The sequence below is a fragment of the Microbulbifer sp. TYP-18 genome, assembly GCF_040932045.1.
In the GTDB taxonomy this organism is placed as follows: domain Bacteria; phylum Pseudomonadota; class Gammaproteobacteria; order Pseudomonadales; family Cellvibrionaceae; genus Microbulbifer.
Map to the genome: position 1 here is coordinate 39519 of NZ_JBFRBC010000024.1, position 15618 is coordinate 55136.

Here is a 15618-nt window from a genome sequence, read left to right on the forward strand (position 1 = left end):
AATTGACCCCTTACCTTCTTTCCGCGGGGAATTTACAGAGAATCTTAATCAGCTCTATTAACTCAACACCATAAATTCTAAGCTGTATAATTGCTGCAATAAATCTATGTTTTACTCTGTGCCTCTTTCTTCTAAGAAGAATTCCAATCGCGTTAACCGGAGGCATAATTGACCTAACAACAACCATAAGCAATCCAAAACCTGTGGAGCGATTAATTTCTCCCCCCTTAATTCGACGAGCCTTTACTTTAACTTCCTGCCAAGTGGAGCGCGCGGGATGATATACTCTTGCCTCTTCTAAAAAAATCAAACTAGCTCCACCCGCAGCAGCCCTGCCACACAGATCGACATCACCCCCTGAAAAGAGGGATGTATTAAAACCCCCGACATCCAAAAAAAAATTCTTACTGATTGTCAAATTTGCAGTGGCTGCATATCCTCTTTCCACATATTTACTCTGACATATCCCTTTAACGATATCGTAAATTTCATAGGCTGAAAGACATTGCCTTGAGGACGCCACTTCTACATCACCTGCGACTAAAAGTTTTTCATCGTTGTATCGAGATATCGAATTATTAATCCTTTCTAGCCAATCTGACTCAGGTAGACAATCGGCATCAGTAAAGGCCAACCACTCTCCTTGAGAGTGCATCACACCCAGACTGCGCGCAGAGTACGATCCTGGCTCGCAGCACTCATAAAGGCGAAGGTTCAGGTTAGCTTCATAAGTTGGAATGGGTTTTTCTGAGCCATTATCTACTAGTATGACCTCAAACTTTTGCCTGGGAAATGTCTGTCTCTCAAGACGAGCTAGCAGATGCCCCACTAAATTCCACTGGTCATAAACAGGAACGATTACTGAAAACCTAAACCTCGTGGAATTAAAAGCACCTTGACTTGACGCTTTCCCCTTACAACCATCTTGAAGATTAACTACTTCAGTACTTAGCATACATTTTACCAGCTCTCATCTAACGGTAAATGAACATTTTTCCCATCGGAGCGACTTAGATTCATCTAAATTATCTCGACGCACAACCCAACATGCTTTGCGGCACCTTACCGCCAATTTTTCGCTACCTGAAACAATCGCGATTGTTGTGAAACTTAATATTCTCACCGTTCGCTAAGTTCGAACTATACATATTCAGGCAATTCCAAAGTAGATTCAGCTCAGTATCTGGTCCGTAGCAGTGCCCAAAGGCGCGCTTCAAAATACAATACGTAACCTGATAGACCCTCAGGCTAACAGCCACATGATACCATGTCATACTGGCCATCCCAGACTCTTCCAATATAGATCACTTCCAATATAAACCAGGGGAGGATGCGAAGTGGTTACCCCTTCTAAGAAAACTCGAAATAAAGGCGCAAAATATTTTAAGCCGTCGTTACTGCTATACATTACCAACAATGAGCTCAACATACCCCAACTATGGATATGAAAATTCGAAGGGCACTTATCTTGAGCAGCTATTCTCCAAGGAATCATTTTTCCCAATACGATCTCAGGGCAAGTCCTCATTGTCCATCTACCAATCGGAATTTTATCGACCTCAGCCACTAGCGAGTTAGGGATTATAGTGACAATTTCTGCGTACTTATGCACTCGAACAGCTCTAACAATCTCTATACGAATTAGGCCCAAGGAAAATGTGTAATGAACTAAACCTTTTGGTATCGTTCGTAAGCCTCAACTACAACTCCGATAACTTGACTCCATGTTCTATTGTCGTGAACATGCTGAAAAGCATTTTCAGCTAAGTTTTTTCTAAGTAGTGAATCATCTGCCAGTCGCTTCAGGCACCTGCAGAGGTCTGCGGGATCCTCAGATTGGTGAATCAGCGCGGTCTGCTCATGTTTCACCATTTCGCTCAATGCGTTCACACTGGACACCACCATTGGCACTCTCATTGCCATCGCCTCCAAGGGTTTGAGTGGAGAAACCAGCCGACAAACGGGAATATCTTTTCTAGGCAATGCAACTACATCGAGGATTGAAAAGTACTCTTGCACCGAATCAGGCGCCACCCGGCCTACAAAGTGCACATTTTTGTCGATACCAAGCTGCTGCACCTGCCATTGTAAATCATTCATGATTGCACCCGCTCCGACGATTACCAACTGCACCTCTGACATTGTTTCTTTGAACATCGACACGGCAACCAGCAGGTCGTCCAGCCCCTCATAGCCAACCAAAGAGCCGATATAACCTATGACATAATCGTCCCGCTTGATACCAAGCTTACTTGCCAGTAGTTTGTTGTATGGGCGGCTCTGGAACTTCTGAAGATCTATTGCGTTGGGCAGCAGCTGTACGCACTCATGAGTCACCCCTCGAGCTACCAATTCGTCTGCCATTGCATTAGTCAGCGTGAACACGCCCTCTGCATGCTGTGCCGCAAGAGACTCCAGCTTTCTATCCAGGGCGAAGCGTTCGGTTGTTTCCCAGCCCGCCCGTTTTGATGCCGCCGTGTATTCCCAAAGCCCCCTCACTTCGTAATAAAAGGGAATACCAAGTTGCCTAGCCGCAATCAGGGCAGGCAGTGCAGTTTCATAGTTCGATGCGGCATGCACTACCATTGGCTTGAACGCGCGAATTTCTTCTGCAATTTGCTTGGCAGCCAAAAGCAGGTATTGCTCAGAGTCGACCTTGTTTCTTTCCTTTCCGCCTAGAAGCCTGTACTTGACACCATCCAATTCGTACTCATTCCCCACTTCGACTTCTCTTGCGTCAGGCCGGTCTAAGGGATAACCAGGCCTTGCTATACACTTGACTTCCCAGCCTTTACGGATGATTGCAGACAAAACATTCTGAGTGCGAGTCGTATAGCCAGAAACGTGATATGGTAGCACCGAGGCCGCGACATAAAGAATTCGGCGCGCCACAGGATCATAGGCAGATGTTGGTGCTCTTTCAGGTATCAAATCTGTCGCATTCTTGAGCTTGAAGGCGCCCTCTATCTGGCTCGCTTGATACTTCAAGGAGGCGCGCTCTGAAAATGGCAAGGCACTTAAAGCCTTATACGCCTCTGCAATGCTTCCCGCTTCATAAAGAAACGATGCAAACGATGCTCGCCTGGCCACCCCCGGGTCAGCGTCGACCGCCCTACAACCAATTGCTTTTGCACGTGTGAGATTCACCTTTAGCTCGAGTTTTGCCAATTCGACAAGTGCTTTGGCAAACTCTTCAGGCCTATTACAAACCTTCGTGACGTACTCCTCCGCAGCCTCACATCCAGATCGAGCATAGATAATCTGCAGTTTGAACACACTGTACTTCTGCAAAGCCGAGTGTTTGACAGGCTCATCAAGCGAACGCTCCCGCCTTACCTCACGCTGTAGGCACCAAATTTTATAGGGAAGGCTGACCAAGCCCCGGAGACTATGGCGATGCTTAACAAACAGATCACCCAAACGGTAGGAGGCAGACTGTTCAAAGTTGGATACTTGACGTTCGACCCGGGTCAACTCCTCCCAAATTGCGCTCAGCTTAGGGTTAGAGCGCTCGCCCCTCGCACTCGCCTTCACCCTTTCTAGCTCACGGGCATACGCCTGCCGAAAGTCTTCTAGCTGCTGTTTGTGCTCAGCTCTTACTGACTCGAGCTCTTTCTCCAGCTTCGATTTCATACATTCCAATTCGGTTACTCTTTCGGTCGCATAAACGTAGTCTGCTTCCAGTTCCTTAAGCTTTTCAGTCATAGAGGCTACTTGTGTGCTTAAACTGTTGCTGATCGCCAAGGAGGTTTTTTCTTCTCCCCCACCGGACAGCGTCTGAGTTAACTCTTCAGTGTTTATGTCCATAGCCCCTTCGTATCGATAATCTGTTTACTGATGACGCTACTTCTATCGATGGCCTTGAATTCTTTATGGTCCACCAGCATCACAAGGATATCCGCTTCCTGAAGAGCCTTGACGGAGCTCACGAGATTGAAACCGTGATCCGAGTCGGGGAACTTGTCAGATTCGATATTCGGCTCTACCGCCAAAACTCTGCCAGGGTGCTCCTCCGCCAACCGCCTGGTGATTTCCAAGGCGGGGCTTTCTCGAAGGTCATCGATATCTGGCTTGAAAGCGAGGCCAAAGCAGGCAATAGTAATTGAAGCCGCGGTGTCCACTGAGTTTTCCTTTGATAGGAAAGATGCCGCCTCCCTCACCTTTTTGATCACCCACTCAGGTTTGGAGTCATTAACTTTCCTGGCAGCATGAGTAATCTTTGCTACATCCGGCGCGGCACTGACGATAAACCAGGGATCCACAGCTATACAGTGTCCACCTACACCACATCCAGGCTGAAGAATGCTGACCCGCGGATGTTTGTTTGCCAGGTTAATCAATTCCCAGACATTGATATCGAGCTTGTCAGCAATCATAGATAATTCATTGGCGAATGCGATGTTCACATCCCGGAACGCATTCTCAGTTAGTTTTGCCATTTCAGCAGTGCGTACATCCGTCAGAAGACAATCCCCTTCAACAAAAACCTCATATAGGCTCTTGGCAATCTCAGCACATTGCTTTGTCATACCCCCAATGATGCGATCGTTCTCCACCAATTCGCGCATGACATGACCAGGCAATACTCGCTCAGGACAATGGGCAACAAAAATATCGAATTCGCCTTCAGAGCGGTTCTCAATGGGAATTCTCAGATCGGGGCGGAATCCTGCGATTCCTTTCGCCATGTGTTCAGTTGCCCCAACTGGCGAAGTGGATTCAAGAATCACAAGGTCCCCTTTCTTCAGCTTTGGAGAAATTGCTGTTGCTGCGGCTTCAATATATGAGAGGTCGGGAGTGTGTTCATCTTTGAACGGTGTGGGCACCGAAATAATGAATGCATCTGCCTCCTTGGGCTCCAGTGAAGCCCGAAGATAATTCTCGGTCACAGTGGAGCGAACAACAATATCCAAGTCGGGCTCAACGATATGAATTTCACCTTTATTTATTGTATAGACTGTTTTTTCGTTGACATCGACACCGCAAACTCTGATTTTTCTGGATGCAAATACTGCTGCGGTGGGCAAACCGATATAGCCAAGCCCCATGACTGTCAATGATTCAAACTTCTTCATACTTCCTGCCAAATTCCAATTAACTATTATGCAACTCTTCAGTGGCCTTGGTCATTTCCAGAGCTACGGTATAACTCACAATTCGATCACATGCCGCCCCATCACCATAAGGGTTGTGAGCTTCGGACATCGCGCTGTATTGGTTTGTATCGGTCAACAGCTTCGCAACTTCATTAACAATCACACCACAATCCGTCCCCACCAGCTTCACGGTTCCGGCCTCTACAGCTTCTGGGCGCTCAGTTGTATCACGCATCACCAGTACAGGCTTTCCTAAAGATGGTGCCTCCTCCTGAATACCGCCTGAATCGGTCAAGATCAGGTACGAGCGGCTCATCAAGTAAATGAACGGAAGGTACTCTAGGGGTTCAACTAATAAGACGTTTTCAACATCAGTTAGAATGCGGTTCACAGGCTCCCGGACATTGGGGTTAAGGTGCACAGGATATACGACGAGTACATCTGGATTCGACAAGGCAATCTTGCGAATGGCCGTACAAATATTTTCGAAACCATTACCAAAGTTCTCCCGACGATGACCCGTCACCAAGACAATGCGCCTATTTTCTTTGAGAAAAGGCATTTCACCCAACAGTTTCTGCTCAAGAATCACATCGCTCTTGATAATTGATAGAACACCAAACAGAGCATCAATGACAGTATTGCCGGTCACCAGGGTAGCGGAATTGTGAACGCCCTCACGCAAAAGATTTTCTTTTGCTTTAATAGTGGGCGCGAAATGATATGTCGCAATAGCGCCACTAATTTTTCGGTTCATTTCTTCAGGCCAGGGTGAGTAGATATTACCAGTGCGCAATCCAGCTTCAACATGACCCACGGGGATTTTCTCATAATAGCTGGCCAGCGATGCTGCCATAGTTGTTATCGTGTCTCCGTGAACAAGAACTATATCCGGGCACCAATTCTTAAGGATTGGCCTGAGACCCAATAGGATCCTGCTCGTTACGTCAGTCAGGTCCTGTCTTGCTTCCATAATATCAAGGTCCCAGTCGGGAGTTACGTCGAAAAGTGTCAGCACCTGGTCTAGCATCGAACGATGCTGAGCGGTCACGCACACCTTGCAATCTGCACTCTGATTTTTGGCAAATGCCTTCACCAACGGTGCCATCTTTATCGCCTCTGGCCGTGTGCCGAACACGATAAGGACTTTTTTCATAATGCTTCCTTAAATCTTCAAACCCTTTAATCAGCCTACCTGGCAATTCAGCTTTGAACGGCAAGTCTCGTAAAAATTGCGATCAATCGGATGGACCAACATCAGCCTCTGGGCCTTTTTGTAGGAACACGATATTTCCCAGCTCCGTATTCACTTGGTCATCGCCATCACAAGTCACGTGTAATCTAGCAACCTTAGGCTTCCCAACGGTCTTGAACTCAAGGCTCTTGGCTGCCACTGCTCCATTCCAGCACAACTGGTAGGCGATTGCAGATGTGCGGATTTAGCGGGACAAACACATTAACATCAAGTTTAGAGTGCATGATCGATCCCACTCTGGAGAGAGTAAGCTACTGAACCAACCGGAGTTGGGGTGATCAATCCATCACAGCACTGGGTATGTAAACATTCACCGCCAGTGAAAAGGTCAAATTCAACCTTCCGAATGAATTCACCCGGAGGAATAGCCACATCATTCAGTACAGAGCCTCTTCCGACCGGCTGGCCGGTATGGGTCACAAACATACCCAACAGGTAGCGGCTCTCTACCAATGACTTACTGGTCAAAATTTCGACTGCTTCTTGCTCGATTTTATTCGACGTGATATCAGTAAGGAACCCCCAGCTGCCGCAATTGATACAGATGAGGGGAGTACTGAATTTATCCAGAGCCCGGTCGGCCACGAGGACCTATCGTCGCCACCACGATTACGACATCACAGGGTGCGCCGAGCTTGTCTTTTGACGCCATCCGTGAATGATGATTACTAACAGCACCAGCAGTTTCTTTTAGTAAAACGGCGAGATTCTCCTCCTCCAAAAACGCTATAAGGCGTTTGAGTAAAATTACACCACTATCATTTTCGGTGCTGCCTATCAGGCCTATATTCTGAAACTCCGACACCGTTCCCCCATGGTACCCAAACTTGGGCCCATATTCTTGAGCGTTTCACCTTGCGCAAGATTTACTTTGTGAACAACGCACAAAACTTGCCTAGTTTACTAGCGAGGAATTATGCCTGACGAAGAATTATGAGTCGAATGACAGACGAGGCTAAAACCACTTCTTGAGCTGAAAATTGATTATTTTTTGATCACATTTGGTATTGCTATGCGCCAACGAACACAAAGAGAGGCAAGCCCAATCTCGACGAAGAAATAGATTACTCGATTCATCGCAGCTAACATCAAAGCGATATCCTCACCTACAAAAGAAATGACCCCCAAAATAAGTACCCCCTCTCTAACTCCTAGCCCCGCTGGTGCGAACGGGACCAGGAAGCCCGTGATGAAAGCCATGGAGTAAACCCCGACAACATATAGCAGCGAGGGATGAGAATCTGTATAGGGTCCCAGAGTCACCCAGAACGAAGCCCCCAAAAATAGCCATGTCAACAGCAGTATCGGGACTAATTCGTGTGGGGGGGAGAAGCGACGCAAACAGCACCGAAACCGCTTACTCGACAATAGAAAAGTCAAGAAGAGTGCGATCAATGTGACTACAATCATAGAAGCAGTCGAACTTGATACTACCCCAGTATTAACATGCGATATTGCCAAAAAGACAGGGAGGTTAAAAAAAAATAAGGCAATTGCCAACAATCCGGCTGAACCAATCACCCAGAGATGTTCAGCCAGCAAGGAATCACGAATAGAGCTAGAATGAACTCCACGGTCCCGAAGAATTGAGATACGCCCAACAAATTGCCATATTGACCCCGGTATGTATTTAGCGAGTTGAGTCAAATTGTAGATCCGGTAGCAGTCACCCCACCCTAAACTAATTGAAAATCTTCCTGCCGCCTGTTGCATATTAGTGACTAGGCATAATTTACCGACAATCACTAGCACACCTGCGATGAACAAGGTTTTCAATGGCAGAGCAGCCAACATCTGAGCGATCTCTGCTTTCTTATCGATAATGTATAGCGTCGCAAATACGAACACCGCTAGAATCCATATGAATTTGCAAATATTTTTTAGCCGCGCAAGACTCATTCTTTACTCTTTAATAGTTCTAGGAGATATTGTAACTGCATATTTGACATCTGCTGGACTTCGGGGAGAGCAGCAGTAATCTGGTCTATTCGAGTACGACACTCGAACAACAGTTTTTCAATACAATTCAGGGCAGGCTCTACACTACCAGCCGTGTAATCAAGAACCATATCTCCTTGCCGAAATCGCTCCATGACTTCGAGATATTTGTGGCTCCAACCAATCACCATGACTGGAACCCCAGAAGCGAGCGATGCAACCATTGCATGAAAGCGAGAAACTGCTTGTACATCACAGGCACTAATTATTCGATGAATTTGGCCTATGTTTAATGAGTCAATGAAATAAACAACCTTCTCTTTAACCTCTTGAGTAAGTCCCGAAGCAATGGCGGCCAACAACGGCAAATCGTTGTTATGTGTTTTATCCATATCCTCGCCTCGAGTGGCATTAGGGTAAAGAACCACAACGTATCCACGTTGAGTCAATCCATTGATTAATTCCAGCATACGTAGTCGATAATCCCAGCCGGCGGCCTCAGCTCGCTTCGCAATAACCACACTAGGACATACCCCTACAACTTTATGTCCAGCGGCCCTCAAAACCTGCAACCGATCCAAACGCTGATCCAGCCCAGGAGCCGGACTGCTAATGCAGTATTCCTTGGCGAACAAAAAAGCCACGTCATCCGCTCGTTGATACAACGGCCGATCGCGAAAAAGACTATGCAAGTAGCCATGAGTCTCCTCGCCACGGGTAAAGACTTGACGACAACGTCCCAAAATAAGCTTTGCAGCTAAGCGATTAACCAGTGACCTGAATGGTCCCATTGCCTGTGCAAACTTCACAACTGGAATGTTTAATAAAATAGCTGGAACAATTGTGGCGATATTGAATGGAAGAAATTTCGCACGCCCCTCGACAAAAGAAACTCCCGCCAGACAAACCAGCATCTCAGAACGAGCCAACGCTTGGACTGAGTTCGGCAAGCTTTTTTGTAAAGTATAAAAACGAAAAAAACCCAAAATCCGAAACAACACAGAACACGGGAACAGTACTAAAACCAAGTACGCGGGGGTTGATGAATATATCGATATCCGTTCATCGTTAACCAACTCCAGATCACGCTGTGGATAATAGCTAAATACATTAAATCTAAGATCGCCCGGATATCCATCTCTTAATTTTCCAATCGTGGTGCTTAGCATGCCTTCAGCCCCTCGATTGCCATAAAATGTTGCCGCAACGATCGAAACTTCCTTCATCAAAGTGATTCCAACGCTTTTTTTAAATACAAATAGAATTTCAATATCTGTCGGGGAGTTGCAAAAATCAACTTCTTCCCCCAGCTGCTCTCGCTGAGTCGCATATTGCAAAGTGTGATCAGTGCATTTAGATAGGAATGCCAAGAAACTGGCCGTCGAACGCTGTCCTTAAGCTTGAAGCCAAGCAGCTTACCTGCTTTATGGCGAGCGGAGACGTTATAATGTGAGGGTCCGATCCGCGACTGACCATCCATAATGTCTCTCACATCCAGCTCTTTTGCAAGAACCTTACCCGATTCAAAAACACCATTGCATGCATCTTGCCCACGATCACTGCGAGCAATTATTCCTGAATGCTTAATAGGATCCTTCTTCAGGCGAAAGAGCCATACATCTCCGATACTAATATCTGCGTTATAACCATAATGATCAGTGCACGCCATACATTTTCGTTCACTAAAAAAAAATAAATTTTGGTAGTCATTGAAATACTTTGTTGGTTTTTCAAGTACTTCTCCATCTTCAAACTCAGCCTCCAACTGGCCACGCCAATGGCCGACCCGGAAACGGTAATCGACAAGCTTCTTTCCAGCCTCACGCTCAAGTCGCTCCGTAATTCCGTCAATTAATTCTCTACGTGAATTATGGCCACACACCAAGCCGAAAGTCAGCATGACCTTGGCTGCCAATTCTGGTTCTTTTGCACAACGGCGTTGGAGGCCACTGAGATCACAGGGCAACCCTACAACAGCTACGCGACCGTCGAAAGCGCGTATCAACGGCAAAACTTCCCGAAGGAAGTCAGATTCGACATATTTACTTCCTCGAGCTTTCAGAACCTGCTCACGATCAGTTGCGATTGAAAACCTCGCGCGCACCTTGCCATCTTCGAGGACAGTATTGCAAACGACCACTCCTTCATACTCGCCAACCTCTAAGCCATGAATCAGCATTGCACTAGTCGTGCCGCCAGATGCGGCACGTGACCGAATACTTTGATCAGTCGCATGAGTCAAATATGCATTTTTGTACTCACCAACATAAGCTTTAATGTCGTTTTCGGACCACGTCTTTTTTAGGAATCGATCAATTAATTTTCCAACCGCTGCCAACTTCTTTACCCTCAACTTGAGCTAATTGTTAATTTCTCATTCACCTACCAGATTTTTTTGCTAGGGGATTACTGCTCATGGGAGTTTTCCGGCTCGAAGCTGCACCGGACAAATCGTTAGAATTTCGAATTACTGATTCCAAAAACTCATCAGCTTCTACCCGAGTGGAATAAATTCGATCTCTGTCGATTACTGTCTCTAAAACGCCATCAGTGTCTACCTCTGCCCTCAAGCTACTTCTCACGTCTTCGATCAATTTTCGGTTGGCAGATAATAAATCGGCCAAAAACGCTACGAGAAAAGTCTGAGCACCCATAATTAGAAGAGCGGCCGCTAAAATTAATGACTGAACATGCCCATCACCATTGCCCTGCAGGTATTGCAACAAGAAGCGCAAACCAATTAGAACGCCCACACCAAATATTAGCGAGCCGAGCCCACCAAAAAAGCGAAAGGGACGGTAGATTACAAAGATTCTTATTATCGTGAAAATAGAGCGCTTGATATAAGAGGGAATACTCTTTACGAGCCGCGATGGGCGCAAGTCACCATTCACACGGACAGGCACAGAGGTGATTGCCATGTTCTTTTGACCTGCCTGAATAATTGTCTCAAGTGTATAAGTGTAGTCGCTAAATACCATTAGACGATGCGCAGCAGCCCGACTCATGGCACGGAAACCACTTGGCGCGTCAGGCACATCTGTTCCACTCGCTGCGCGCACAACCCAACTCCCCAGCTTTTGTAATACCTTTTTAACTGGAGAGAAATGATCAATTGTCGCTATAGGTCTAGCCCCTATTACAATATCTGCTTCATACGCCAAAATCGGCTTCGTAAGAGCAGGGATATCATCTGCATTGTACTGGTTGTCCGCATCAGTATTAACAATAACGTCCGCACCTAGTCGCAAACAAGCATCCAAGCCAGTCATAAAACCACGCGCCAATCCCTGATTGTGAGTATGCCGAACAACATGATCAATACCGCACTCTCGAGCAACTTTAATAGTATCATCTTGACTCCCATCATCAATTATGATTGATTCGACTATATCAAATCCCGCCACTGCCTTCGGAAGAGCTTTTAAAGCAATTGCCAATGTATCGGCTTCGTTATAACAGGGTATCTGGATTATTAGTTTCAATATGGGAATTCCTGTGATGTAACCTATTATTTTTTATGCCCAGCTTCGTCTTTGCAAATAGATAGAACTGGCAGGCTGTTGATTTTCACCCAGATTCGAACACGTTGATCGTTTGAATCTGGAATTCTCAGCCCAAATAGACTATTTAAGGCCATTTTTCACCCTTACGGGCCTTGGCGGCGGGCTTTCCCCGCCTTCAAGACGGACTATCCCTGTAACGCCCTCATTCGAGTCAGGTTCCAGCCAATCATCGTCAGCATAAAGACACTGTTCACTTTCGATAAACCCCGTACTTTCATCTGCCTGATGAGACCAATTGACTTACCCCAGCCAAATGGTTCTTCTACCCGCTTTCTGCTCCGATGGCTGATCTGGTAGCCAGCGTGCCGGCTGGTGCGACCATCAATGGCAGAGCCTCCAATACGATTGTCATTCCGGGCAACATGGGGCGTCATATTCATGGCCCTGCAATCTTCCACGAACCCGNGAAGGTGCCAGCGTCATCATGGATAAGGCCTACGAAGGCAATGACACTCGACAACTCGTTTTGGATTTAGGTATGACGCCTGTCGTACCTCCGAAGGTCAATCGACTGACACCTTGGGAGTACGACAAAGAGATGTATAAAAAGCGAAATGAAGTAGAGCGTCTGTTTCGCCGCTTGAAAGGTTTCCGAAGAATATTTAGTCGATTTGACAAGTTGGATGTCGTTTTTAAGTTCTTCATCAACTTTTCACTGATCGCTGACCGGCTAATTAGTGTTAACAGGCCCTAGCCAAATGGTTCTTCTACCCGCTTTCTGCTCCGATGGCTGATCTGGTAGCCAGCGTGCCGGCTGGTGCGACCATCAATGGCAGGGCCTCCAATGCGATTGTCATTCCGGGCAACATGGGGCGTCATATTCATGGCCCTGCAATCTTCCACGAACCCGGCGGTGTCATAGTTCTTGTCTGCACCAACCGTGCGCTTCTTCATACCGGGAAGTTCCGCCAGTAAGTCCGCTGCTACTTCCCGCTCAGCTTTGCCAGTAGCGAGACTGGCCGCAGCCTTAACAATCAGACCGTTACGGTTTTCCATCACGGTATGACCCATGTACGACAGCTTGGCTTCTTTACCAGGGCCTTTCCTGGCCATCCGCGCATCACCGTCCGTCTTCGACTCGTGGGTAATGTTACTGCGCTTTTCACCGTGGAAATTCGCTTCGCGGTTGCGACCACCGCCCNCCGATGGCTGATCTGGTAGCCAGCGTGCCGGCTGGTGCGACCATCAATGGCAGAGCCTCCAATACGATTGTCATTCCGGGCAACATGGGGCGTCATATTCATGGCCCTGCAATCTTCCACGAACCCGGCGGTGTCATAGTTCTTGTCTGCACCAACCGTGCGCTTCTTCATACCGGGAAGTTCCGCCAGCAAGTCCGCTGCTACTTCCCGCTCAGCTTTGCCAGTAGCGAGACTGGCCGCAGCCTTAACAATCAGCCCGTTACAGTTTTCCATCACGGTATGACCCATGTACGACAGCTTGGCTTCTTTACCAGGGCCTTTCCTGGCCATCCGCGCATCACCGTCCGTCTTCGACTCGTGGGTAACGTTACTGCGCTTTTCACCGTGGAAATTCGCTTCGCGGTTGCGACCACCGCCCGCAGGAGGATCGTTATTGTCATCTTTACGGCGATAGCTCTTTTGTGAAGCCCAGGCTTGAATCAGGGTACCGTCTACGCTGAAGTGCTCGTCGGAAAGAAGCTTGCGTTTACGAGCCAGCTCAACCACCTCTTCGAACAGCTCCGTAATCACATCGTTTTCCAGCAGCCGATCCCGATTAATGCTGAATGTGGAGTGATTCCAGACGTTGTCATCAATCGTTAAGCCGACAAACCACCGATACAGGAGGTTGTAGNTTCGCCAGCAAGCCCGCTGCTACTTCCCGCTCAGCTTTGCCAGTAGCGAGACTGGCCGCAGCCTTAACAATCAGACCGTTACGGTTTTCCATCACGGTATGACCCATGTACGACAGCTTGGCTTCTTTACCAGGGCCTTTCCTGGCCATCCGCGCATCACCGTCCGTCTTCGACTCGTAGGTAATGTTACTGCGCTTTTCACCGTGGAAATTCGCTTCGCGGTTGCGACCACCGCCCGCAGGAGGATCGTTATTGTCATCTTTACGGCGATAGCTCTTTTGCGAAGCCCAGGTTTGAATCAGGGTGCCGTCTACGCTGAAGTGCTCGTCGGAAAGAAGCTTGCGTTTACGAGCCAGCTCAACCACCTCTTCGAACAGCTCCGTAATCACATCGTTTTCCAGCAGCCGATCCCGATTAATGCTGAATGTGAAGTGATTCCAGACGTTGTCATCAATCGTTAAGCCGACAAACCACCGATACAGGAGGTTGTAGTTGATCTGTTCAACCAGTTGCCGTTCACTGCGGATGCTGTAAAGCACCTGGAGCAACTGCGCCCTGATAAGGCGTTCTGGCGGAATGGACTCCCTGCCGGTTTCGCAATAGATGCTGCTGAAGAGCCAGTTGAGGTTCTTCATCGCCTCATCCAGGAGCGCTTTGATCGGCCTCAGTGGGTGATCTGCTGGAACAAACGATTCCAACTGCACTGTTGTGAAAAGAGACTCCTGAAAAACATCCATACCGCGCACTGAACCAAAATCCTCTGTGGGTTATCGTTTTCCGTATTGTATCTAACTCAATGTTCCCGGGCGACAAAATCAACAGCCTGCTAGGAGTATCTTTCGAGGAACTGATTGAAGGTTCTGCATCGGCAGCTAAAAAGAAGCGCGGCCCAGCCTCCACGCTACAGCGTCAGATTGAACAGATTGGCTTGATGCCTCGAAGCAAACAAAGGTTTATTTCAGAGATACTGGAGGCACTGATCAAGCAGAAACAGGCTTCTTGACAAGCCTCTTCTCAGAATATCAAACCCCCGGCAAAGGACTCTGCCGGGGGTTTGAACTTATGGCGCCAAGTGATAATGGAAAGCGGAATATCGTGTCAATATTTCACTCTGACCCAAATCTATCTACTTGTATTTTCTTGCTTTTACAACATTTTAATTCAACCCAGCCATCACCCACTGTATATATATAAGCATCCCCCCATGGATCACTGGGCATGGCAGTAAAATACGGTTTTAATTGTGCTAGATTTTTAGGAAAAAACCCTCTATCTTTTTTGAATTGAAGCGTAGCTTTTTTAATAATCTTTAAATCACTTTTTATTCCAGCTTTAGCTATTTCATTGATTGAATCAGAAAAATAAAAGAATAGAAGATATAGAAAAACCAACATCAAGAGTATGTATATGGAAATTTTCTTTATACTGATCTGCACTAACTAATCCTCGGGAAAATAGTTAAATTGAGGCCTTGGGTAAGATTTTAAATCCGGCATCACTTCTCCCCTAACAGTTACTCCACGATAGAACCTTCCTAGGTCCGGTGCGGTATCGTTTATCCAAGCATGGATTTGGCCTATATTAGATGAAAAGAAATACGTCCCCGACCCTATTTCATTAAAAATATAAACATGAAGCTTTTCATGAAAAGCTTGATCCTGAAATATCCTTTCGTTTACATTCATCTCAAGAATATTGATATTTGGTGGCAACGCCATATCAACCGGAGAATTAATTCTTATAAGGAAATTATTAGTATCAGGAAAACCCTCATAATTCTCTTTCAACCATGCATCCATTAAGGCCAGCTCTTTTTCCGCCCACTCTCTAGTGACCCCCTTTTGTGCACTTTCACCCCCTCCCTGCCAATTCATCACATACTGCATTGCAGCCGTAATGGCACCATTGGCAAACTTTCCGCCACTTAACTCCGAGGTTGTACCACCA

Annotated in this window: 10 protein-coding genes and 5 pseudogenes; 1 reads left to right on the forward strand and 14 read right to left on the reverse strand. The window is 46.9% G+C overall.

Annotated elements, in window-relative coordinates:
* Positions 1 to 10: 10 nt before the first annotated feature.
* The 9 genes and pseudogenes from ABVT36_RS15810 to ABVT36_RS15850 all read right to left on the reverse strand — a co-directional run.
* On the reverse strand, positions 11 to 955 hold the full coding sequence (locus ABVT36_RS15810; protein ID WP_368457403.1) for a glycosyltransferase family 2 protein: 945 nt from the start codon (positions 953 to 955) through the stop codon (positions 11 to 13).
* Positions 956 to 1668: 713 nt separating this feature from the next.
* On the reverse strand, positions 1669 to 3807 hold the full coding sequence (locus tag ABVT36_RS15815; RefSeq protein ID WP_368457404.1) for a glycosyltransferase family 4 protein: 2139 nt from the start codon (positions 3805 to 3807) through the stop codon (positions 1669 to 1671).
* Positions 3798 to 5075: a UDP-N-acetyl-D-mannosamine dehydrogenase gene (gene wecC, locus ABVT36_RS15820; RefSeq protein WP_368457405.1), complete on the reverse strand. Its 1278-nt coding sequence runs from the start codon at positions 5073 to 5075 to the stop codon at positions 3798 to 3800. Before wecC ends, ABVT36_RS15815 begins: the two co-directional genes overlap by 10 nt.
* A gap of 19 nt (positions 5076 to 5094) precedes the next feature.
* Positions 5095 to 6252, reverse strand: a complete 1158-nt coding sequence (gene wecB, locus ABVT36_RS15825; protein ID WP_368457406.1) for a non-hydrolyzing UDP-N-acetylglucosamine 2-epimerase — start codon at positions 6250 to 6252, stop codon at positions 5095 to 5097.
* A gap of 1083 nt (positions 6253 to 7335) precedes the next feature.
* Positions 7336 to 8250 (reverse strand): hypothetical protein, encoded by a 915-nt coding sequence (locus ABVT36_RS15830; protein ID WP_368457407.1) that lies wholly within the window; start codon positions 8248 to 8250, stop codon positions 7336 to 7338.
* Positions 8247 to 9515 carry a polysaccharide pyruvyl transferase family protein gene (locus tag ABVT36_RS15835; RefSeq protein ID WP_368457408.1) on the reverse strand — a complete coding sequence of 423 codons (1269 nt, stop codon included), beginning with the start codon at positions 9513 to 9515 and terminating at the stop codon, positions 8247 to 8249. Before ABVT36_RS15835 ends, ABVT36_RS15830 begins: the two co-directional genes overlap by 4 nt.
* Entirely contained in the window at positions 9515 to 10627 is a 1113-nt protein-coding gene (locus ABVT36_RS15840; protein WP_368457409.1) for a Coenzyme F420 hydrogenase/dehydrogenase, beta subunit C-terminal domain, read from the reverse strand. The genes ABVT36_RS15835 and ABVT36_RS15840 overlap by 1 nt, the downstream gene beginning before the upstream one ends.
* Before the next feature lie 40 nt (positions 10628 to 10667).
* The gene (locus ABVT36_RS15845) at positions 10668 to 11774 is read right to left on the reverse strand and encodes a glycosyltransferase family 2 protein (protein ID WP_368457410.1); all 1107 of its coding nucleotides are present in this window, start codon (positions 11772 to 11774) and stop codon (positions 10668 to 10670) included.
* Positions 11775 to 11980: 206 nt separating this feature from the next.
* A pseudogene (locus tag ABVT36_RS15850) lies at positions 11981 to 12256 on the reverse strand (transposase); the annotation flags it as partial.
* Between the two features lie 17 nt (positions 12257 to 12273).
* Between ABVT36_RS15850 and ABVT36_RS15855 the strand changes: the two are divergent.
* Positions 12274 to 12549 (forward strand): annotated as a pseudogene (locus tag ABVT36_RS15855) (transposase); the annotation flags it as partial.
* Here the strand turns inward: ABVT36_RS15855 and ABVT36_RS15860 are convergent.
* The 5 genes and pseudogenes from ABVT36_RS15860 to ABVT36_RS15880 all read right to left on the reverse strand — a co-directional run.
* Positions 12549 to 12995 (reverse strand): annotated as a pseudogene (locus ABVT36_RS15860) (transposase); the annotation flags it as partial. The pseudogenes ABVT36_RS15855 and ABVT36_RS15860 overlap by 1 nt on opposite strands.
* Before the next feature lie 2 nt (positions 12996 to 12997).
* Positions 12998 to 13669, reverse strand: a pseudogene (locus ABVT36_RS15865) (IS5 family transposase); the annotation flags it as partial.
* Positions 13650 to 14408: pseudogene (locus ABVT36_RS15870) on the reverse strand (IS5 family transposase); the annotation flags it as partial. The pseudogenes ABVT36_RS15865 and ABVT36_RS15870, both read right to left, overlap by 20 nt.
* 369 nt (positions 14409 to 14777) lie before the next feature.
* Complete coding sequence (locus ABVT36_RS15875; RefSeq protein WP_368457411.1) at positions 14778 to 15107, reverse strand: hypothetical protein; 330 nt, start codon at positions 15105 to 15107, stop codon at positions 14778 to 14780.
* Positions 15108 to 15110: 3 nt separating this feature from the next.
* Positions 15111 to 15618 (reverse strand): hypothetical protein (locus tag ABVT36_RS15880; protein ID WP_368457412.1); only part of this gene is annotated, 508 nt, incomplete at its 5' end.

Excerpts from the sequence above, each read along its gene's own strand:
- ABVT36_RS15810 (WP_368457403.1), bottom strand. The coding sequence starts at position 955 with ATGCTAAGTACTGAAGTAGTTAATCTTCAAGATGGTTGTAAGGGGAAA.
- ABVT36_RS15815 (WP_368457404.1), bottom strand. The coding sequence starts at position 3,807 with ATGGACATAAACACTGAAGAGTTAACTCAGACGCTGTCCGGTGGGGGA.
- wecC (WP_368457405.1), bottom strand. The coding sequence starts at position 5,075 with ATGAAGAAGTTTGAATCATTGACAGTCATGGGGCTTGGCTATATCGGT.
- wecB (WP_368457406.1), bottom strand. The coding sequence starts at position 6,252 with ATGAAAAAAGTCCTTATCGTGTTCGGCACACGGCCAGAGGCGATAAAG.
- ABVT36_RS15830 (WP_368457407.1), bottom strand. The coding sequence starts at position 8,250 with ATGAGTCTTGCGCGGCTAAAAAATATTTGCAAATTCATATGGATTCTA.
- ABVT36_RS15835 (WP_368457408.1), bottom strand. The coding sequence starts at position 9,515 with ATGAAGGAAGTTTCGATCGTTGCGGCAACATTTTATGGCAATCGAGGG.